At 40.8% G+C, this 21,532-nt stretch carries 15 protein-coding genes; 10 read left to right on the top strand and 5 right to left on the bottom strand.

Annotated features, from left to right (window positions below; translation table 11 throughout):
• Positions 1–16 precede the first annotated feature (16 nt).
• Positions 17–4,360, bottom strand: a complete 4,344-nt coding sequence (locus H6G92_RS30395; protein WP_190899436.1) for a beta strand repeat-containing protein — start codon at positions 4,358–4,360, stop codon at positions 17–19.
• Between the two features lie 319 nt (positions 4,361–4,679).
• Between H6G92_RS30395 and H6G92_RS30390 the strand changes: the two genes are divergently transcribed.
• The 10 genes from H6G92_RS30390 to H6G92_RS30345 all read left to right on the top strand — a co-directional run bounded on the left by H6G92_RS30390 (position 4,680) and on the right by H6G92_RS30345 (position 17,782).
• Complete coding sequence (locus H6G92_RS30390) at positions 4,680–4,997, top strand: hypothetical protein (protein ID WP_190899435.1); 318 nt, start codon at positions 4,680–4,682, stop codon at positions 4,995–4,997.
• 18 nt (positions 4,998–5,015) lie between these two features.
• A complete protein-coding gene (locus H6G92_RS30385; protein WP_190899434.1) occupies positions 5,016–6,731 on the top strand; it encodes an HAL/PAL/TAL family ammonia-lyase in 1,716 nt (571 codons plus the stop codon).
• A 41-nt stretch (positions 6,732–6,772) separates the two neighbouring features.
• Positions 6,773–8,314 carry a class I adenylate-forming enzyme family protein gene (locus tag H6G92_RS30380; protein ID WP_190899433.1) on the top strand — a complete coding sequence of 514 codons (1,542 nt, stop codon included), beginning with the start codon at positions 6,773–6,775 and terminating at the stop codon, positions 8,312–8,314.
• A gap of 216 nt (positions 8,315–8,530) precedes the next feature.
• Positions 8,531–9,598, top strand: coding sequence for a methyltransferase (locus H6G92_RS30375; RefSeq protein WP_190899431.1), 1,068 nt, complete (start codon positions 8,531–8,533; stop codon positions 9,596–9,598).
• Between the two features lie 40 nt (positions 9,599–9,638).
• Entirely contained in the window at positions 9,639–11,402 is a 1,764-nt protein-coding gene (locus H6G92_RS30370) for a ScyA-related TPP-binding enzyme (protein WP_190899429.1), read from the top strand.
• Complete coding sequence (locus tag H6G92_RS30365) at positions 11,399–12,532, top strand: 3-oxoacyl-ACP synthase III family protein (RefSeq protein ID WP_190899427.1); 1,134 nt, start codon at positions 11,399–11,401, stop codon at positions 12,530–12,532. The genes H6G92_RS30370 and H6G92_RS30365 overlap by 4 nt, the downstream gene beginning before the upstream one ends.
• Positions 12,533–12,587: 55 nt before the next feature.
• Positions 12,588–13,193, top strand: coding sequence for a hypothetical protein (locus H6G92_RS30360; protein WP_190899425.1), 606 nt, complete (start codon positions 12,588–12,590; stop codon positions 13,191–13,193).
• Positions 13,194–13,313: 120 nt separating this feature from the next.
• Complete coding sequence (locus tag H6G92_RS30355; protein ID WP_190899423.1) at positions 13,314–13,907, top strand: hypothetical protein; 594 nt, start codon at positions 13,314–13,316, stop codon at positions 13,905–13,907.
• A gap of 77 nt (positions 13,908–13,984) precedes the next feature.
• A complete protein-coding gene (locus tag H6G92_RS30350; protein WP_190899420.1) occupies positions 13,985–15,715 on the top strand; it encodes an ABC transporter ATP-binding protein in 1,731 nt (576 codons plus the stop codon).
• A 258-nt stretch (positions 15,716–15,973) separates the two neighbouring features.
• Entirely contained in the window at positions 15,974–17,782 is a 1,809-nt protein-coding gene (locus H6G92_RS30345) for an ABC transporter ATP-binding protein (RefSeq protein ID WP_190899419.1), read from the top strand.
• Between the two features lie 228 nt (positions 17,783–18,010).
• Here H6G92_RS30345 and H6G92_RS30340 read toward each other — a convergent pair whose 3' ends face one another.
• From H6G92_RS30340 to H6G92_RS30325, 4 genes are all read right to left on the bottom strand, one after another.
• On the bottom strand, positions 18,011–18,283 hold the full coding sequence (locus H6G92_RS30340) for a hypothetical protein (protein ID WP_190899417.1): 273 nt from the start codon (positions 18,281–18,283) through the stop codon (positions 18,011–18,013).
• A 263-nt stretch (positions 18,284–18,546) separates the two neighbouring features.
• Complete coding sequence (locus H6G92_RS30335) at positions 18,547–19,398, bottom strand: SDR family oxidoreductase (RefSeq protein WP_190899415.1); 852 nt, start codon at positions 19,396–19,398, stop codon at positions 18,547–18,549.
• Positions 19,399–19,526: 128 nt separating this feature from the next.
• Positions 19,527–21,116: a glycoside hydrolase family 57 protein gene (locus H6G92_RS30330; protein ID WP_190899413.1), complete on the bottom strand. Its 1,590-nt coding sequence runs from the start codon at positions 21,114–21,116 to the stop codon at positions 19,527–19,529.
• 223 nt (positions 21,117–21,339) lie between these two features.
• On the bottom strand, positions 21,340–21,504 hold the full coding sequence (locus H6G92_RS30325) for a hypothetical protein (RefSeq protein ID WP_190899404.1): 165 nt from the start codon (positions 21,502–21,504) through the stop codon (positions 21,340–21,342).
• Positions 21,505–21,532: the final 28 nt, after the last annotated feature.

Below are 21,532 nucleotides of genomic sequence, written 5' to 3'. Positions count from 1 at the left end.
AGGTAATATCATGTCTTTAATTAGAACATTCTCGACTCAATAGCAACTGCCCATTATTCAACCGATATAAACCTTGCGGTTCAATAATCGGATCGCCTTTCTTCCAAGGACGGGATGTAGTTTCTACACCTCTAACTTCACCAGTTGTGTAGTTAGAAACCAAAACACCAGGACGATTAGTGGTTATTGCACCAGAACCTGTAATGGTAAAAGAGTTTTCTTGTCGCTTTGTGCCGCGTGAAATGCAACTATTGGCGATGAGTGCATTAGTATCGATGACTGGAGGCAATTCGGTAAAGCTGTTTTGAATGGAACTGGTATCGGGTGCGTTAATATTAATCACACCTGAAACGCCTTGTTCGGAACTAGCGGTAATATCACTTTTTTCAGTTGGCTTTGTCCGCGACTCGATACCGAAGATACCTTGCGAGTTGATTTCGACCTTTCCACCTGTTCCTGTGAAGGCGTTGGCTGTAATATCGCTGTTTTCTTGGGTAATGGCGATGATAAATCTGGAATCGATATCGATGTTACCACCATCGCCACCTGATTGCGCTGTACCTGCGGTGGTCGAAATTTGGCTACCGTTACGCAATAGTAAGCGATCGCTAGCAGTTAAATTAATATTTCCCCCATCACCAGAATTAGTTATTGCTCCAATAAATGCTTTGTTATCAAGTGCTGTGAAACCAGAACTAATATTAATATCTCCGCCTTTCCCTTCTCCTAAGCTGCTTGAACTGATTCCCCCGTTATTTAAAAATAAAGAATCTGTTGTCAGGTTAATATTACCTCCATTGCCCACAGCTACTGGACTGACTGTGCTAAAAACACCACTAGCAAAACCCGTGGTGCTAACACCGTCAATCAAAATGCGATCGCGTGCATCAATGGTGATATTACCCCCATCGCCTTTAGAAAAAGTACTACCATTAACCACTCCACCATTGGTTAAAAATAAAGAACCTGTTGTCAGGCTAATGTTGCCTCCTCTACCTTCCGCTTCACCTTCTAAGGTAGTAAAAGCACCGCTTAATCTTCCATTACTACCGACACCATCAATGCTAATAGCATTGTCGGCATTAACTATAATGTCACCTGCATTGCCTTGACCGAAACTGGTAGCAGCAAGTTGTCCGCCGTTGCTTAGTGTTAAGGAGTCGGTTGTTATTTGGATATCCCCACCTTTGCCAACACCTCCAGTAGACAAAAAACTAAAAGCGCCACTAATACCATCGATAATCACAGCATCGCTGGTATCGATGTTTATATTTCCAGCATTCCGGTTTGCAGCCGTGATGATTATACCGCCATTTGTTAACCTCAGCGTTCCTGCTTTAACTTGGATATTTCCACCATTACCTTCATCGCTACCAAAAGCGGCAAGTGTAGCCCCATTTTTTATAAATAATTCTCTAGCGTTGATGCGGATATCCCCAGCGTTACTTATGTTATCGGTTAGCGCAGAAGTGCTTACGTAAGTAGATGAACCACTTTCCCCACGATCAAGAGTTACTGTATCACGGGCGTTGATGGTGATATTGCCTCCATTTCCCCGTCCATTTGTTTCTCCAGAAATATATGCACCGTTGGTAAGGGAAAATGACCCTGTTGTAATTTCGATGTCACCTCCCTTACCTTGACCATTCAACAAGGAACTAAACAAACCGCTCTTTATATCAATTTTGCCAATGAGATCGCCAATATTATAAGTTACATCCTTTAAGACACCATCAATTATGACGGTATCACGAGCATTAATGGTGATATTTCCACCATTACCATTTCCTTCAAAAAGTGAAGAAGATATCCTACCACCATTTGTCAAAAACAATGAGCCTGTTTTAATTTGAATATTTCCGGCGTTACCATTGAATGCTTCCGTATTGACACTACTAGGTAAACCACTACCAGCAACTCCATCAATAGCAATAGTATTGCCAACATCAAGAAAGATATTACCTCCATTTCCTTGCCTGCCGCCGCTTGCATTGAGTCTGCCGCCATCTTTAAGTAATAAATTACCAGCAATAATGCGAATATCACCACCATTACCTATGGCGTTATCACTAACAAAACTTAATACTCCACTACCGGATTTTATTGTGCTTCCAAAACCTGAAAATGTCGCATTCTCGCGGGCATTAATAGTTATATTTCCTGCATTTCCATTCCCAGCAGCATAGCTGGATATGATAGCACCATTATTAACAGAAAGTGATGCAGTTGTAACTTGAATGTTTCCTGCTTTCCCTACACCTGCAATCTCTAAGTTGCTTTGCAAACCGCTAAATGCATCATAATCCAAGTTATCTAGCTTGACATTTTCAGAGGCTTCAACGGTAATATTTCCAGCATTACCTTTTCCTAATATATTTGTTGATACTCGACCACCGTTAGTTAACGAGAGTGAACCTGTTTTCAGGTAAATATTTCCTCCGTCACCTACCCCCTGAATGTACACACTACTGCTAATATAACTATTGCTATCGAAATCTATATTATCAAAGGCATTAATGCTGATATTTCCAGCGTTTCCTTTGCTATCTGTAGTGCTATTAATAAAAGCTCCATTGGTAGCTTTGAGTGTACCTGTAGTGATTTGAATATTACCTGCATTACCTTCAGCAGTGGATTGCACAGCATTAATTATCCGGCTAAAAATATCACCGTTCCTACCATCTAATGAAATATTATTACGAGCATTAATGGTAATATTACCAGAATCACCTTTTCCTCTAGTGCTACCTTGAATTTCCGAACCGTCGTTTATTTCCAATGAGTTGGTATTGATAGTAACGTTTGCACCATTACCTATTGCACCCTCACCTACCTCGGAAACAATACCGTTAGTTTCCCCAAGTCTTGAGTTCCGAAAACTGATATCACCTTGGACGTTAATATTTATATTACCTGCATTTCCCCGTCCTCCTGGTAGCTCACCATCAGCACCTTCTACGGTGGATTGGATTTGCGAACTATCTGTTAAAGAAAGCGAACCGGCAGTAATGTTAATTTCACCACCATTACCCTGTCCAGAAATATTAGTACTAAGGTAAGCTTCATTACTTAGTGTAAAAGAGCTAGATTTGATATTGATATCACCACCATTACCTGTTGCTTCTGTCAATACATCACTAAAAATTCCACTAATGAAATTATCTTTTTTACCTGTGACAGTAACAGTACCTTGAGCATTGATATTTACATTTCCTGCATTACCTTGTCCGAAGAGACTAGCATTGATTTGTCCACCATTATTTAATGTCAATGTTCCAGTTGCAATATTGATATCGCCAGTATTACCAAATGCTCTTTCTTGCACTACGTTAGCAATGAAGCTTTGATCTATTAACGTTGTCTCTGCTGTGGCATTAATAGTAATATCTCCACCTTGACTATTTGGAGTACCTAAACCTATGTCTATTCCTGCTCTTAATTTACTTTGCCCTGCTAAATTTACATTTCGAGCCTGAATTTTGATATTCCCGCCATCTGCACCACGAACATTAACTTCTGCGCCATTACTCAACGAAATATCAGCGCGTTCCGCATTTTCAGGTATTACTAAACCCAGATTATCACCTGCAATATTCAATCCCACATTTCCCAGTGCAGCCAAACCTGCTAACTCAACATTTCCGCCATAAGCGTGAATTCCACCACCATCAATATTGATATTTCCACCAACAAGCAGCAAACTTTTACCATCAGCAACTCGCAAACCCGTAACATCTTGTCCAATGAGATTAATACCTGCGGATGCTTGGGATTGATTGATAATTCCCCCACTTGCTTGAATTTGATTAAACAGCAATACTGAAGGATTCACAGTCAATAATGGTAATGCTTGGGGATTTGTCGCACTAAAAATTCCTTGATTGCCAAACTGCACACCGTTCGCAGTCGTCCCAACAAACGAACCATCCACATCTAAACTGGCATTTTTACCAAACACAATTCCATTGGGATTTATCAAAAATAAATTCGGGCTAGAACTGCTAAGTGTGCCGAGTCTCCCCAAAATTTCTGAAGGGTTATTACCTGTCACCCGTGCCAAAATATTCTGGATATCTGCGCTAGGACTGAAAAAATATGCCCCACGTCCTTCGCTGATATTAAATTCTTGAAAGCTGTGAAACAGATTAATTTGGCGAGTTGCACCACCAGTAATTATTTCTATCGGTAGTCCTTGAAAGTTGTCTATAACTTGAGAAGACTCAGCCCCAAGTGTGTTATCAGGCACGATATTGCTTTGCTGTGCCTGGATTTTGCTAGTGAAGAGACTTACACTTAAGCAGCCCAGCAACCCTGTTAATCCGAACTGTAAACACTTGTTTAATCCGTATTTGATCGTCATTGGGTGCGCTTTTATATAGATTATTTGAGTATCTAATAGAACTGCACCTTTGAATAAGAAATAAGCAAATATTCGTTAATTATGCAGTTTTCTGCAATAAGGCGATCGCATTCGTGCATTCTCTAGGTATCTAAACTGCACGCAAACAAGCAGAAAAGGTGGATGTGTGGCATGAATATGTCGGATATTGTATAACTCATCGACGACAGTAATATTACTGACCGCTAATTAATTACTCTCTAGCTAAGTAATTACACAACTTAAAGTTTTTACAAGTTAGTGCCACATTTATTACACGTTTTAGGAGGATATCAAAACGATGATTATCGTCATGAAATCCGGTTGTCCTCAACAAGAAATTGAATTATTATTTACAGAGCTTTGCCGTTGGAGCGTTGTACCAGAAGTATCTGTTGGTAAAGACAAAGTAGCAATTATTTTGGTTGGCGATACAACGGAAATCGACGCGCAACAAGTCCAAAATTTGAGTCCTTTTATTGAGCAAGTGCTGCGGATAAATAAGCCATTAAAACGGGCTAGTTTAGAGTTTCGTTATGGTGAGACCAACGACCTAAAGGTGTCTACACCCTCTGCACACATCACCTTTGGCCAAGTCAGTCAAGCTTTAAAACTTTAGTCACAATCTCTCAAAAATATGGATGCAATTCGGTTAAGCAAAAGCACAGTACGTCAGAATTCATTTCCATTTTTAAACAGTTCAGATGCCACTGTAATTGTAGGCGATCGCAATCTCACTATCGAAGAAGTCATTAGTGTAGCGCGTTATGGAGCGCAGGTACGTTTAACTGATGATCTAGAAAAATTGGCTAATGTCCAAGCATCCTGCGATTTTATTCACCATGCGGTTGAATCTGGCGACCCAATTTATGGGGTGACAACTGGCTTTGGTGGTATGGCCAACGTGGTGATTTCTCCTGAATCTGCGGCTTTACTACAAAATAATTTGATGTGGTATCACAAGGTGGGTGCAGGAAAAAAATTACCTCTTGCTGATGTCCGCGCTGCAATGCTTCTACGTGCAAACTCCCATATTACTGGTGCATCGGGGATTCGTTTAGAACTCATCAAGCGGATGCTGGTATTCCTCAATGCTGGTGTTACACCTGATATCTGCGAATTTGGTTCAATTGGTGCGAGTGGTGATTTAACGCCTTTAGCATATATTACTGGGGCATTGATTGGTTTAAATTCCAGTTACACCGTAGACTTTAACGGTGAGGAAATGGATGCACTAACAGCATTGAAAAAGCTGGGTTTAGAACCATTGCAATTACTTCCTAAGGAAGGGTTAGCAATGATGAATGGTACTTCTGTAATGACTGGAATTGCAGCTAATTGTGTACAGAGCACGAGAATTTTATTAGCTTTGAGTGTGGCTACCCATGCTTTAGCAATTCAAGGTTTATCAGGTACTAATCAATCGTTTCATCCATTCATTCACAAACTCAAACCCCATTCTGGGCAAGTTTGGACGGCTTCACAAATGCTGGATTTGTTAGCAGGTTCGCATTTAATTCGTGATGAGTTAGATGGTTCCCATGATTATCGAAATGAGCATCCAATTCAAGACCGTTATTCTTTGCGTTGTCTAGCACAGTATATGGGGCCGATTGTGGATGGAATTGAGGAAATTGCTAAACAGGTTGAGATAGAAATCAACTCTGTGACTGATAATCCATTAATTGATGTTGAGAACCAAGCTAGTTATCATGGCGGCAATTTTTTAGGGCAATATATTGGCGTAGGAATGGATCGACTGCGTTATTACATTGGAATGTTGGCGAAACATTTAGATGTCCAAATCGCTTATTTAGTTGCACCAGAGTTTAATAATGGGCTGTCTCCATCGTTGGTGGGAAATCAACAACGCCGTGTAAATATGGGTTTGAAGGGGTTACAAATTACTGGTAATTCCATTATGCCATTATTAACTTTCTATGGAAATTCTATCGCTGATAGATATGCCACCCATGCGGAACAATACAACCAGAATATTAATAGTCAAGGGTTTGCTTCGGCGAATTTAGCGCGAACGAGTGTAGAAGTTTTTCAACAATATATGGCTGTGGCTTTGATATTTGCGGTGCAATCGGTGGATTTGCGTACCTATACGATCGCAGGACATTATGATGCTCGTACAACTTTGTCTCCCGCAACGAGGGATTTATACATGGCGGTGCGGAATGTGGTAGAGCGATCGCCATCTGAGGAGCGCCCTTATATATGGGATGACAACGAACAAGCTCTGGATTTGCATATAAGTAAAATTGCTGATGATATCGCTCACGGTGGAGAAATTGTAACTGCTGTTAGTCGAATTTTGTCTAGTTTTCAAGAGATCAGAAAGTAAAGGCCAGGAATAGGACTTTCTTAATTACGAATTACCTAGCTATGAATATCGCACATCATGTAGAACGTGGTCATCGGCTATATCCTGACAAAATCGCCATCATTTCCGAAGATAAATCTTATACCTACAAGCAACTTGATCGGTTAGTGAATTGTACAGCGAATGCATTGCGTGGGTTAGGAATTGTAAAAGGCGATCGCGTGGCGCTGTTTTTACCCAATATACCGGAGTTTGCGATCGCGTATTTGGGGATTCTGAAAATTGGTGCGATCGCAGTTTCCCTAAATGTCATGCTGAAGTCTGCTGAGGTTAGTTACATTCTCAATGATTGTGCAGCTAAAGCGATCGTTACCACAGAATTGGGTCGTTTGCAGGTAGGAGAGGCTGATTTACCCCATTTAAAACATATTCTCATTGCTGAGGGTGCAGTTAATAACGACATAGATTTTAGAGATTTGCTCGCAAATGCTTCTCCCATCACCCGCGCTGTCGAGATGGGATGGCACTCTCCAGCTAGCATTGTCTATACTTCTGGTACTACAGGCTTTCCCAAAGGTGCAACACTTTCTCACGGTAATATCATTTCTAATATCTCTGCACACAATCGTTGTTGCGGAATGAATAAAAATGATCGATTACTGCTTTATGTGCCACTGTTTCATTGCTTTGGTCAAAATGCTATTTTCAACGCTGGTCTAAATGTTTGTGCGACTATAATTTTGCAACGACGATTTGATTTAGATCAAGTGTTAGAAAGCATCGGTAAATATCAAGCAACTATGTTTTTTGGCGTACCGACTGTATTTATTCGGTTACTCAATCAAGACACTTCTAAATATAACTTTAGCAGCCTACGCTATTACTTTAGCGCTGCTGCTCCAATGCCTGTAGAAATTGCCCAAATGTGGCAAGACAAGTATAAAAAGGTGATTCATGAAGGATATGGTTTAACCGAAGCATCACCATGCGCTAGCTATAACCACAATTTCAAATATAAATTTGGTTCCATCGGAGTCCCAATTGCAAATGTACAAATGCAAATTGTGGATGCTAACGGTTATCAAGTATCACCAGGAGAATTGGGTGAAATAGTGATCAAAGGGTCAAACGTGATGCTTGGTTATTGGAACCGTCCTCAAGAAACTCAAAAAGTAATCAAAAATGGTTGGTTGCATAGCGGCGATATTGGTCGCATGGATGAAGAGGGTTTCTTCTACATTGCCGATCGTTTAAAAGACATGATTAACGTTTCTGGATTTAAGGTATATCCAACAGAAGTTGAAAATGTTATTTATAAACATCACGCTGTTGCTGAAGTCGCTATTTATGGACTTCCTGACCCCATAAAAGGGGAGATAGTCAAAGCCAATATTGTAGTCAAGAATGGTCATACAATCACCGAAAAAGAAATTATTGAATTCTGCTCTCAGCAAATAGCAACTTATAAAGTTCCCCAGACAATTAAATTTGCGAATTCTCTGCCTAAAAATCCTACAGGCAAAGTAATGAAACAATTTTTACGTGACGAAGAATTGGCTGTTATCTCTAACAGAAGCCTAAGCTTGCTTGCACAGAAAAGATGAGTATCATAAACCCCCAACCCCTTCCCTACCTCTCCCTAACCCTCTCCTACGAAGAGAGGGAAGCAGAAAAATTTTGTTGCTGGAAGGGGAGTAAGATTCTAAGCCTCTCTCCTTTTAGGAGATAGGTTTGGAGAGAGGTCAAAGTGTATTGCATACAGAAGCGCTATACCTAAAATTTCTGACTTCAATTAGCTCACTTCACACATTCAAAAAACTATGAACGCAACTACATCTATAACAATTCAAAAACCAATAACTGATGAACTCCTATTATGGAATCTTCTGTTCGCAGATACAGGTCGTCAAGTATTGCTCGTTGCTTATGACATCAAACTGTTCCCTCTCCTATCTCAAAAACCACGCACCTTAGCAGAAATTTGTGATGGATTAAAAATTTGCCAACGCCCAGCAGAAGCTATATTAGCAGTCCTTGCATCTATCGAATTAGTAGAACTAGAAAATAACCTTTATTCACTCAGTCCTCTTGCCAAAGATTATCTAATCGAAAGCAGTCCGACATATTTCGGTGCTTTATTAGAAATGATGATCTTTGACGATCGCAAGCACATCTCTTCATTTGAGAATTTAAAAAAGGCTTTATTTACCAATAATCCTCCTGGTAATAAGTTAAGAGAGTCTTTGGGTAAAAACCATGAATTAATGCGTGCTATTACCTTTGGAAATAATGTTAAGTTTATCCGTGGCTTTATTTCTAGTATGCATGGACCAAGTATGGCGGCTGCACTAGTTTGGCCAGAACTAATTGATTTATCTGGATATAAATTGTTTGTTGATATTGGTGGAGGATCGGCGGCTCATTCAATTGGCGCAACGTCAAAATGGCCGAATTTGCGAGCCGTTGTCCTCGATCTGCCTCCAGTGTGCGAAATAGCTCAGGAATTTATCACGCGCTATAGGTTGCAGAGTCGGATTGTGACACAAGAATTTGATATGTGGAGCGATTCCTTTCCCATAAGTGATCTTCATTTTTATAGTTCTGTTTATCAGGATTGGCAACCAGAAAAATGCCATATTCTCACCCAAAATAGCTTTAATAGCTTATTACCTGGAGGGCGAATTATCCTCCATGAGATGTTATTTAACGATCAAAAAACCGGCCCTTTCCCAGTAGCAATTAATAATCTGAATACATCTTTAAAGCTGGGAGGTCAACAATATTCAGGTCAGGAATTATCAATGATGTTGGAACAAGCAGGTTTTATCGACATTGAAATTAAACCAGCTTCGAGTTACTGGAGTATTATCACTGGTCGTAAACCCTAATTTTTGCTCAATAAAACCTATACGCACCAAATTTAGTGATATGAACACAACAACAGTTACAACTACATCTGGATCTTCCATTTTCTCGCCACCTATAAATAGCAAACTGACCGACTTAACATCAACGGAACTCACAGTTGGAGAAACTGTAGTCAAGATGTTAGAAGATATGGGAGTAGAATCCGCATTTGGTGTTTCCGGGGGTGGAATTGGGCCACTGTGGGCATCCCTCAACCGTAGTAATATTCAAGTTCTACACTTTCGCCACGAATCTGGAGCAGCCTTTGCAGCTTGTGAAGCCCACTTCGCTAGCGATCGCCCCGTGGTTGTGTTCGTCACGACTGGCCCCGGTATCACCAACGCTTTGACAGGATTGCTGGCTGCAAGAGGCGAAGGTGCAAAGGTAATTTTGCTATCTGCTGCAACTGCGTCTGGAAATCGCGGACGCTGGGCTTGTCAAGAAACCAGCGCTCACACGTTACCAATTTCAGGTATATTCACCCCAGGGGCATTATTCAACTACGCCACCATTGTGGAAACAGGCGACGAAATCCCGGAAATTTCCCGCAGACTGGCGCAAGGATTATCGCAACCTGGTGGTTTTGTCGCCCATATCAGCATTCCTACGCCAATTCAAACTAAACCATGCACAGCGCGATCGCAATTTGGATTTACTCGTGCGATGTCAGTTCCTAGTGAAGAAGCGATCGCTGAATCTGTGCGGTTGCTTTCCCAAGAACCCTTTGCGATTTGGGTGGGTTTTGGTGCTAGGGAAGCAGCCGCCGAAATTCGCCAATTAGCAGAACGCACGGGGGCTGCGGTGATGTGTTCGCCTCGCGGTAAGGGCATTTTTCCAGAAAATCATCCCCAATTTATCGGCGTTACCGGGTTCAGTGGTCATACTTCTGTCCTCACATATATGCAATCACAGCGACCCCAGCGCATCCTCGTATTGGGAACTCGTTTAGGTGAACCAACTTCTTTCTGGAATCCCTTGATGATTCCTTCTGGTGGCTTCATCCATGTAGATATAGACCCAGAAGTACCGGGAGTAGCCTATCCGTCAGTACCAACTGTAGCGATTCAATCGGAGGTAAAAGCTTTCCTCAAGTCTCTACTAGCATACTTTCCCCAGCGTCCAGGGAATTCTCCAATATTGCCCAATCCAGAGTTGCAAGAAGTTTCTCTCCATACAGATGGTTTAGTCAGACCAGAAGTATTGATGGATGCAATTCAAAAAATCATCGTTGAGAATAGCGATGCTGTCATCCTCGCCGAAGCTGGTAATTCCTTCGCTTGGGCGACTAACAGATTGCGCTTCACCCAACCGGGACGCTACCGAATTAGTACCGGTGTGGGAGCAATGGGCCATGCTGTGACTGGAGTTGTAGGCGCGACTTGGGGCGGAAATGGTAAAGCGATCGCTATTGTGGGAGATGGTGCGATGTTAATGAATAGCGAAGTTAGCACCGCCGTTAAATTCAACATTCCCGCCGTTTGGATTGTACTGAATGACGGACGCTACAATATGTGCCACCAAGGGATGAATTTACAAGGATTTTCAGGTGTAGATACGGAAATACCGAGTACAAATTTTGTCAAACTGGCGCAATCGATGGGTGCAGACGGTATCCGCGTTTCCACAGAATCAGAACTAGAAGCAGCGTTAACAAAAGCTTTGGCGGCTACTGTTCCCTTCGTTGTTGACATCAATTTAGACCCCACACAACCTGCTCCGATTGGCGGTCGAATTCGCAGCCTCATTCAACAAGGAGCAATCGAATCAAAAGGAGAACAATCATGATTTTACAACCAGTTGGCATTCGAGCGATCGCACTGAATTTTCCTCGCACCATCCGCACCAACGATTATTACAGAAATAATTTTCCCCAGATGGTGGCGGAAGCTGAACAAAAAACCTTGGCGCGGTTGTTTGTCACAGATAATTCTACAGATATCTGGTCGCAGGAAGTAGCCCCTTACATGTCCGACCCTTTTCGCGGTACTGTTGAACGGCGAGTAGTCAGTCCAGATGAAACCTCTCTATCTCTAGAATATCAAGCTGCGATCGATGTTCTGCAAGCCGCGAAACTACAGCCTGAAGATATCGACTTGATGCTCGTAACTTCCTTGTTTCCCGAACAAGTCACACCAGGAAATGCAGCCTTTCTCGCCGGTAAATTAGGATTATCCAGCGCAGCCTGGAATATAGAATCAACCTGCACTTCTGTATTAGTTTCCCTACAAACAGCCTGTTCTTTAGTCCGCACTGGAGAATATCGCAATGTATTAGTGGTTGTCTCCTCCACATACTCCCGTTATACCGACGAGAATGATACCCTCGCCTTCTTATCAGGCGACGCAGCCGGAGCATTTATTGTGGGCGAACTGCAACCCAACCAAGGAATTTTGGGAACTAAAATTGCCAATACCGCCGCTACCTGTGGAGCTTTTTATAACGAATTCACCACCGATGAACAAGGAAACATCAGAATGTTCATCCGGGGAGGTAAAGGCGCAAGTAAGATGTTTAACGAGACAACCGTCAAGTTTATTCGTCTATGTTGTCATGGAGCGATCGCAGCTGCTGATGTGAGTTTAGATCAAATTGACTTTTTTGCTTTTAACACACCCAGCGCTTGGTATTCACAGGTTTGCACCCGTGCATTAGGGATTAATCCAGAACGGACTATTAACCTGAATCCCCTCTACGCCAATATTGGCCCAACCTTCCCCGTAGCCAATCTCTACCACGCCGCCCAAGCAGGTAAAATCCGGGAAAACGATTTAGTTCTCGTTTATACAATGGGTTCCTCATCGAATGCAGGTGCTAGCGTCATGCGTTGGGGCGATGTCGCCTTGGGAACTCCACCCGCTCCTCCCCTCAGCCTTTCTCTAGATAATCAGAAAATTCTCATTCCTAGCGGTTCGTAGTCAGGATTAATTTACCCCTCATTTCTCAGATACTCATCAAATTTGCGAGGTTTTTATGAAATTCTGGAGAAAAATATCGGTTGTATTTGCGATTGCGATCGCAGTATTCTTATTTCAAGGAACAATCAGCAAATCTGCTGCTCAAGCTGCTACATACAAATTTACTTTCACTGGTGAAGAAGCCAACGGCTACTTTATTTATGATACTGCTGCCAAAGGTGAAACAAAATCTCCCTACATGACTCAATATTACGGTGGAGGGCGAGATTACAAAGTCGATTTAGGAGACAAAGGATTATTTCAAGGAACAGTTAGCAATGCCATCGTTTTTTTGCCAAGAGAAGAAGATAAAGTCCTAGCAAAAATTCGAGCACAACATGATAAACAATATGGCATAGATGACGAGCATAATGTTTTATTGCCTGCTGATCTCTTCCTTTTACAAGTACGAAGCTTTGAACGACAGCCAAAGTCTAATTATTCTTTAGTTAGCTATTTCAAGTATCCTCAAGAAGCATTTAATGGGTCGACAAAACTCCCAAAAGATGTTCCGCTCAATGCTGAAATTGAAGTATTTCCAAAAGTGGATTTCCCAAAAACATTAGGTAAAGCTATAGTTAAAGCGCCCGTACAAACCAAGATAGAAAAGATATCTGATTAAATCAACACGGTTTTATTTTCTCGTTACCATGCTCTGCATGGTAATGAAATATCCGAGGCTCCGCCTCATAAGAATACTGAGTATAACTCAAATCAACATCAATAAAAAGGAGGCAGAATAATGAACTTCTGGAAGAAACTAATAATTATATCTATATTGAGTATCACAGTCTTTTTCACTCAAGGAATAATTGATAATTCCCCAGCCCATGCAGCCCTACATAAATTTAGTTTTAACGGCGATAAAGCCAACGGCTACTTTATCTTTGATGACTCAATTCGGGGAGGCGCACCAATTCGCCCAGATATGTTGAGTGAGTACGATGGTTCTGTTGTAGAATATGCAGTAAATATTGGCGATGAAATATCAGAACAAGGTTCTCAAAGCCCTAAAAGATCAACCCATGATGAAGCTCGAACTATTGTAACTTTACTACGTCCTGAATTAGTCAAAGCTTCCCCCAATCTTCCTAAAGATTCTCCAAAAGATGATGAGTTTATCCTTTTTGTACCCAAAGTTGCCCGCCAATCTCAATATGCATTATCAGTTCGATTTCGCTATCCTGAGAACACTTTTCAAAATTCTGTAGCTCAACCAAAAAATGTTCCTAATCAAGCATTAATGTCTGTTCATCCCTACTGGAATTTTCCCATAACTATGGGCAAAGTAAAATTTGAACAATCGGTTAAAACAACAATTGAAAATATTTCTTAATTACCAAATAAGGGTTTTGCTTATTTAGTTGCGGTTCATAACCACTTTTTTAGCTACTTTCAATACGGGAATTACTTATGAAACAAAAACCAGACGTGCCTATTAAGGCACTAAAGCGAATTTTGACAATGTTGCAAAAATACCCAGTAATGGTATTAGCTGCGATCGCTAGTTTGTTAATAATGACGGTTGCTAATATGGCTACTCCTCAAATTATTCGTTGGGGAATTGATGCAGGTATTGCCAAAAACAATTTAAAAGTGATTTTGACTTGTGGGGGATTGATGGTTTTGGTGGCTTTGATTCGGGGATTGTTCAATTTTGGACAAAGTTTTTTTGCAGAGACAGTATCTCAAGGTATTGCTTATGACATTCGAAACACATTTTTTAGCCAAACCCAGCATCTAAATTTAAGCTACCACGATCGCACCCCCACATCACAACTGCTCACCCGCATTAATAATGATATCGAACAAATCCGCGTCTTTATTGGTGCCACCCTGCTGCAAATTTTCGGTGCTGCGATCGTATTATTAAGTAGTGTGACAATTTTGCTATTAATGAATTGGAAGTTGGCACTAATAGCATTAGCAATTATCCCAATTTCATTCATTTTACTAGGCGGATTTTTTCAGAAAAATGCTTCCTTATTTACTAAGGCGCAGATGCAATTAGAGAATTTAAATGCAATTTTAAAAGAAAACTTACTCGGTGTGCGTGCAGTCAAAGCTTTTGTGCGTCAAGAAACAGAAATAAACCGCTATGGTGTTGCTAACCAAGAGTTTATTGCAACAAGTATCAAAACCATTTATGCGTTGCGAGATACATTTCCGATAATTTTTCTAATTAGCAATTTACTTGCAGTTATCATTTTTGGCTACGGAGGTTTAGAGGTAATCAACCAGAGCTTTTCTATTGGCGAACTAATCGCTTTCAATTCTTATTTAGTATTTATTATCCAACCAATATTTCAAACGACTTTCGCATTTCAATCTGTTGCCCAAGCGGCAGCATCAGCAGCTAGAGTTTATGAAATAATAGATGCAGAAATTGAAATTAGGGAATCTCCGAATGCAATTTTTTTGAAAAAATGCGAAGGAAAAATTTCGTTTGAAAATGTTGATTTTCGCTATCCAGAAGCAAAAGAAAATACCTTAAATAGTATTTCATTTGAAATTAAACCAGGTCAAACAGTGGCAATTTTAGGCATGACGGGAGCAGGTAAAAGTACAATTGCTAAATTGATACCACGCTTTTATGATGCGACAAATGGAATAGTTAAGGTTGATGGATATGATGTTCGCTCTTTAAGTTTAATTAGCTTACGTTCTCACATTGGTTTTATTTCTCAAGAAGCAAACTTATTTTCTGGAACTATCCGCGAGAATATCGCTTATGGAATACCAGATGCTCCTCTTTCAAAGGTGATTGAAGCAGCTAAATTTGCTCAAATTCACAATTTTATTATTAGTTTACCTGATAGTTACGATACTATTATTGGTGAACGAGGAATTGGCTTATCAGGTGGGCAAAAACAAAGAATTACTATCGCTCGTATATTGATAAATGATTACAAAATTTTGATTATAGATGATAGTCTTTCTGCTGTTGATGCAAAGACAGGAGCGTTAATTCAAGAATTCTTCAAATTACTAATGCAGCAGCGCGAATGTACTATAATTTTTCTCAGCCAACGGATTAATAATATAGTAAATAGTGCTGACGAAGTTTTCATAATTAATCAAGGACAGTTAGTCACCAGAGGTTCCTATGTAGAGTTAATCGAAAATACCATCCTAAAAATATGAATAAGCCGCTTACTACGAAATAATTTCATTATTTTTTACATTAGTTATTGTCAGGGGCTGATATGAAGTCGAGTTAATTACTTATCATTTGTCATTGCGAAATATTCGCCTTTGGCATTCCCAGAGGGTAGCAATTACAAGGTTTTGCGATTGCGTCCCTTCTCTGAAAACGGTCGTAATGACGGTTATTTACGCGGACATGATATTACTTGTATCTATTCTTGCTATCTTCACCTTGTTCTTATCCTTATGTCATCTATGAACAGAAGAAATAATATTTTGGAATCAGCATCAAAGGTAAATACACCATTACCTGTTATACGTCGTTTTAGTCAATACTTTCGCCCATATATCAAAGATATCCCTATGATTTTGGGGCTAATTATTATTAGCTCAATTACCCAAGCCATAGCACCATTACTGACTGGCTGGTCAGTAGATAATTTGATAGTCAAAGGCAATTTATTAGGACTTTTATGGATGCTATTTGTATTAACAATAGTATATTTAATTGGATTTTTCTCAAGTCGCACTTTGATTGTCAAAGTTGGCGTGATTATGCAGCGTATACTCGCACAATTACGCCAAGATATTATGAACAAATTACAAACATTACCCCTCAGCTTTTTCGATCAAAGTAAAGCGGGTGATTTAATGAGTCGTCTCCTGAGTGATGTAAATACCTTAAATCAATTATTTAGCCCTATCTTACCACAAGTTATTGGTAGCTTCTTTGGTTTATTAGTAAGTGCTATATTCATGCTTTATATAAACTTACAATTAGGTTTAATTACTAGCCTAATGATGCCAATCATACTATTGACAACTGCCTTTTTTGCAAGGTTAGCTAGAGCCAAGTTTCGCATTACCAGACAAACAATTTCTCAACTTTCGATTAAACTAGAAGAAAATCTTAGCAATATCCAGGAAGTTCAAGCATTTAACCGCGCACAACTCAACATTCAGGAGTTCCGCACACTTAATGTAAACAACCGAAATGCCAATATCCAAGCTACAGCAATTACTGCTGCTTTTCTACCAACAATAGACCTATTTAATACACTTGCTTGGGGGATTGTATTAGCTTATGGCGGCTTTCTCGTCTATCAAAATATCATGACAGTGGGAGCAGTCACCGCATTTTTGTTTTATGTCCAGCAATTTTTTCAACCCATCCAACTTATCAGTAACTTCTATACTCAAGCACAATCTGGATTAGCCGGATTAGAAAGGATATTTTTACTTTTGGATGAACCAGTCCAGCTTCAGGATGCCACAGATGCGATCGCAATGCCACCAATTCAGGGTAAAGTTCAATTTGAACATGTAAATTTTGAGTATAAGCCTGGACAAAAGGTTTTAGAAAATGTATCTTTTAATGCTGAACCAGGACAAGCGATCGCTTTAGTTGGAGCCACTGGTGCAGGAAAAACTACTATAATTAGCCTGCTTTCCCGCTTCTATGATGTGTCAGACGGTGCAGTAAAAATTGATGATATAGATATACGAAAAGTTTCACAAGCCAGCTTGCGTCGTCAAATTGGTGTTGTCTCACAAGATACTATGATTTTCAGCAGTAGCGTTGCCGAAAATATTGCCTTTGGCAATCCTCAAGCAACAACAGCAGAAATTGAAGCAGCTGCAAAGATTGCAAATATTCATGACTTTATCTTGACCTTACCCGAAGCCTACGCCACACAATTAGGAGAACGGGGAATGAATCTCAGCAAAGGACAACAACAGTTAATCAGTATAGCTCGTGCGGTTTTGGTCAACCCGCGCATCTTGATTTTGGACGAAGCAACCAGTAACATTGACAGCCAAACAGAGAATTTAGTTCAGCAAGCGATCGCTAATTTAATTAAAGGTCGCACCAGCTTTATTATCGCTCACCGCCTGACGACTGTAACTAACGCAGACAAGGTATTAGTCATCGAGCAAGGGCAAATTATCGAACAAGGTACACATGCACAATTGATGGAGCAAAAGGGAGTATATGCAAACCTTTATTCTCTACAATTGGCAAATAATATCAAAACTAGTTTGAAAATAGGGTCTAGGAACTAATCATTAGAGATGAGCAAAGAGACATTTTCATGGTTATTTGTAGTATTGTTCTGTGATTGACTTAGGGACTTCCAGAAATTAAATTATCCAATTTCTGGACTTCACTACGACTATCCCTCCCCCTGCTCCCTGCCCCCTGCCTCTATAGCGATGGTATATTTTTTTATTTAGAAGTCCCTTATCTACTGGCATGACTGAAGAATTTCACCCATACGCGAACAGTTATAACTACTGAATTTTGAATGCGATAATACCAATAAATACAGCAAGACCTAGCGCTCTCCGAAAATAATTAACACCTTGAAATAATTCCAACCATGCCCAAGTAAACAAGGAGCCAGTTGCCAGTACGTCTAACACTGTATTAATTTTGCCACTTGTAAAAACTAGAGTTAGTAAACTAGTTACTATCCAAACAATAAGCGGTAGGTTTGGCATCTGAGCTATAACAATTTTGCCATCGCTGTCACGGAAGGTTTTATCAACTAATGTATTTTCCATTATTGCTACCTAGCTAAAAATGATTAACTTACAAAAACTATCGGCGGCTCTATTGAGAATAGGCTTGCATTTAATTGCAAACTCTTTAATTATCTTAAAGCATTCAAAACTCTCTTTCCAAGCATCTAATTGCTGAGATTAGAGCGGGAAGCATATTCATATATGATTATATTGATAGGCATACTCACATGAAATCTCCCAATATATCTGTCATCGGCTTTTGCAATTTGGAGCGATTGACAAAAACCGCTATGCCACTTGCTTTATAACCAAAAATGTCGATAGTCCTCGACATACTGCCGTATAGTCAGCGGTGAACGATTGAGCAATTGCTCTGTATCAGATGTGATGTTGCCCGCCAATCCTAAACGAGCGGTTGTGTAGATTGCTACCATTACTAAAACAAAGTCCATTGGCAACCCCGATGAGCGCATTTGTCGAACAAACTTTGGCGCATAGGGATTATAGCGTACCCTTTTACCTAAAACCGATGTTAAGATGTCAGCTACTTCGTAATAGGTTAAGGCTTCTGCACCCGTAAGCGCATAGGCTCGTGACTGATGACCATCTTCAATCAAAGTACGAACTGCAACAGCAGCAATATCTCGCACATCAATAAAACTTGTTTTACCATTACCTGCTGGCATCAGCAATTCACCACGAGTTTTAATGTCTTCTAGATGGGTGGTGTTAAGATTTTGCATAAAAAAGCTGCCCCGTAAAAAGGTGGCAGGAATACCCAATTGTTCGATATAGCGTTCAATTTTTGAGTGCGGCACAAAAGGGTTGCGTTCGGCTCCCAGTATTGAAAGAAACACGATATGCTCAATGCCTGCAAGTTTTGCAGCATCGAGCGCTGGGGCAATTTGTTTGCGAACATTCGCAAGGGCAGGCGGACGCACTAAAAAAAGTTTATTGACTTTCTCAAAAGCATGAGCGAAGGTGTCAGGATTGTTAAAATCGAACGGGACGCTCTGGATATTGCTACCTAATATCTGTTTAGCGCTCTTCGGATTTCTAACTGCGGCACAGACATTACAATCCTGGGATAGCAATAAGCGAAGAACTTCTTGACCGACATTTCCAGTCGCACCAGTCACTAAGATTTTCAGCATTATCAGCAATTCCTATTAGAGCGGACTGAATTTCATAAACGCTCTGTTGTTGGAAAAATAAACACTCCTTACTACTAATATAAGGTGGGCATTGCCCACCTTACAGCTGTTGATTACTTTGTGTGAGCCTATAGCGGACGGTAGACGCGATAGTTGATTTCGGGGAAAATATTATCCATTAACTCGACTTTTTCCAGCCAACCACTGTCAACTTTGCGGATTTTAACGTCTTCATAGAGCTTATTAAACCGCATCAGATGCGATCGCGTCCGTCTCACTGCATAGGGTACCATCGTTCCCGTCCGCATAATAAATGCCCAGTCGGAAGATTGTGCTAACAACAATTCCCTGGCTGCTTGGTTGAGCGCTCTCCACTGCAATTCATCCTCTGGTTCCAAATGCGATATTTCAATCATCCGTTCAGCAGCTTTGTGCAAATGCGGATAAACCCACGCATTCGTTTCGTTCAACCAATACTCGTGGAAACCCTTGAAACCCCAACTTGATTGCGAAGGGCGACAAACTTGCTGTGTCGGCTGATCTCGCAAATAGTCTGCTAAATGGGTCATTGCATAGGTTCCTTGGTCATACCATGACTTGCGGAATAGGTAATCGATGAACCAGGGACCTTCATACCACCAATGTCCAAATAACTCTGCGTCATAAGGCGAAACGATAATTGGCGGTCGCTGCATTATACCATAGAGATGCTCAGATTGCCGCTCTCGGTTATACATAAAGTTAGCAGCGTGTTCCGCAGCCTTTTCCTTAGCCCAATACGGATCGTAGAGTGCCTTATCTGAAAGTCCTAAGCCACGCCCAGTAATTTTGTGATACTTAATGCCCGTGTTTTTCCGCTGACCATTGGGCATAATGTAGGGCTTGATGTACTCATATTCTGCTTCCCAGCCCAAATCTTTGTAAAATTCCCGATATTCCGCCGCCCCAGGATAGCCCACCTCAGAAGACCATACCTGTTGGGAAGATTCATGATCTCGTCCAAAGACAGCAACACCAGTTTCTGTATAAATTGGGGCATAAGTGCCAAAGCGCGGACGGGGACGGGCATAAAGGATGCCATGCCCATCAGTGAGGAAGTAGCGTAACCCAGCATCGGCTAGCATCCGCTCTAAACCTTCATAGTAGGCGCATTCAGGCAACCAAATGCCTCTGGGTGCTTGTCCAAAGCTTTGCTCGTAATGTTCGCAAGCTACCTGAATTTGCGCCCATACCGCCTCTGGATACATTTTCATCAACGGCAAATAGCCGTGAGTAGCACCGCAAGTGATGATTTCCAGGTTGTTACTATCTTGGAACTGCTTAAAAGCTGTCACCAAGTCACCTTGATTGCGTTCCCATATCTGACGCGCTTCTTTAAACTCAGTAATGTAATGTTCGGCTAAATAACGAAGATGTCCGTTATTGACATTATGTTCTGCTTCTAGTTCTATAAGTTCTTCTAGTTGGGTCAAGTGCGCATCATAGCGTTCTTGCAGCAGAGGATCACGAAGCATCGACACTAGAGGTGGTGTCATACTCATCGTGATTTTAAAGTCGATACCGTCTCGCTTTAAGCCTTCAAATACTTTCAATAAAGGGATGTAGGTTTCTGTGATGGCTTCATAGAGCCATTCTTCCTCCAGCACGTAGTCACTTTCCGGGTGACGAACGAAGGGCAGATGTGCGTGGAGTACAAGCGCGACGTAGCCAATAGCCATAGTGATTTTGGGGTGATACTTGTAAGTTGAAGGTCGAGAGGTTTGGCAGAAATTAACAATATTTTAAGACTTATGGGGATCGTAAAAGCACTTTTCAATTGAGTTAAATACAGTGTTTGTAGGCGCACAATAATGTTGTGTCCCCACCGTGTGTTGTTAACTAGCTTTGAATCTCTGTAAAACCTGCCTATTTGTTTATTCTATAATCCTGTACTTAAAATATTTACTCAGCTTCAATTCCTATGGCTCGTAAGCGTTCTGCCAATTTTTCAGCACGTTGGCATTCCTGTTCTAGTTGTTGCTTCCCTTGCTGTAACTGTTGATTTGCTTCTGCTAGCAACATTACTAGATGTTCATCTGGGGTAAAAAAGCGTAATCTACCAGACAAGATAGTTTTTATATTTGTATCGATGCTA

Source organism: Nostoc foliaceum FACHB-393 (assembly GCF_014698505.1).
GTDB lineage: Bacteria > Cyanobacteriota > Cyanobacteriia > Cyanobacteriales > Nostocaceae > Nostoc > Nostoc foliaceum_A.
This window is presented reverse-complemented; position numbering and strand designations above follow the sequence as displayed.